Here is a 1487-nt window from a genome sequence, read left to right as displayed (position 1 = left end):
GCCTCAATCTCAACACGCCCCTGGACGAAGCCGTCAATCTGCGCCAGGCCCTCATCCTGGAAGCGGCGCGGACGCTCAAGCCTGACGTTTTTATCGTGGATAAAGAGCCGACCGGCTTCCGCGGTGAAGTCATGCCCGCTCTCGAATTCCTGAAAGGCACGGATTGCCGACTGATTCTCGGTATTCGGGACGTCATGGACGAGCCGGCTCTCCTCGTCCCGGAATGGGAGCGCAAGGGCGCCAAGGAAAGTCTCACCTACTATGACGAGATCTGGGTCTATGGCCTGGAAGACGTCTACAAGCCGCTCGCCGCCCTCGACCTGCCGCAAACGGTTGACGACCGCATCATCTATACCGGTTACCTGCACCGGGAAATTCCGCAAACGCCGTCCTTGACCCGCTATCCCAAGATGACGAAGCGTCCGTTCGTCCTTGTCACCGCCGGTGGCGGCGGCGATGGCGAGGACATGATCGACTGGGTCATATCGGCGTACGAGGCCGATCCGGATATCGACGTGTCCGCCCTGATCTTGTTCGGTCCCTTTATCAACCGCGACCGGCGCCGCACCTTCCTCGAGCGTATCGCCAAGCAGGAAAAGCTCGATGCCATCTCGTTCGACAACAAGATCGAGCGCTTGATGCAGCGAGCGGACGCGATCGTCGCAATGGGCGGCTACAACACCTTTTGCGAGATCCTGTCCTTCGACAAGCGCGCCTTGATCGTTCCGCGCACGAGACCGCGCCTCGAGCAATATATTCGCGCCGTCGAGGCGGAGCGACTTGGGCTCGTCCGCATGCTGAGCGACTACGACGCCCCCAGGACGCCCCAACGGATGGCCGACGCCCTTCGCGGATTGTCGAGCCAGCCGCGCCCCTCCGAGGTCGTGATCCCCGGATTGCTGGACGGTCTCGACCGCATTCGAGAGCAATTGAGAGCGCCGCTCGGCAAACCGAGCGCCTTCGTCGAGACCCGCCAGGCAGCCGAGTAGCGTCACCACCATGTCACCTCCACCGACCGGACGCATCGCCGTCGTCGTGAAGGGCTATCCGCGTCTGTCGGAAACCTTCATCGCGCAGGAAATTCTCGCCCTCGAAGAGCGCGGTCTCGCACTCGAGATCTGGTCGTTGCGCCATCCGACCGAGCGGGCGGTGCACCCAATGAACAAGAAGATCCGGGCGAAGGTCGCCTACCTTCCGGAATATCTCTACGAGGAACCGATCCGGGTCATCCGCGGGTTCCTGTCCGCTCTCAAGCGCCCGCAATTCTGGCACCTCATGCGCGTGTTCGGCCGCGACTTGAGACGCGACAAGACGGCGAACCGCATTCGCAGGCTCGGCCAGGCATTCGTCATGGCGCGGGAAATGCCCGAGGGCATTCGCCATCTTCACGTTCATTATCTCCACACGCCCGCTTCCGTGGTCCGCTACGCGGCGCTGCTCTCGGGCCGGACGTGGACCTACTCGGCGCATGCGAAGGACATCTGGAC

1 protein-coding gene and 1 pseudogene are annotated in these 1487 nt (G+C 62.5%); both read left to right on the top strand.

Annotation, left to right across the window (positions count from 1 at the left end):
• A partial coding sequence (locus AC1DT3_RS20820) for a glycosyltransferase family protein (protein ID WP_477467104.1) occupies nt 1–989 on the top strand: 989 nt, incomplete at its 5' end.
• A 10-nt stretch (nt 990–999) separates the two neighbouring features.
• Nucleotides 1000–1487: pseudogene (locus tag AC1DT3_RS20815) on the top strand (colanic acid biosynthesis glycosyltransferase WcaL); the annotation flags it as partial.

The sequence above is a fragment of the Microvirga sp. P4_G7 genome (assembly GCF_056401005.1).
Note: the sequence above shows the minus strand (reverse complement) of the source record. Positions and strands in the feature narration are given on the sequence as shown.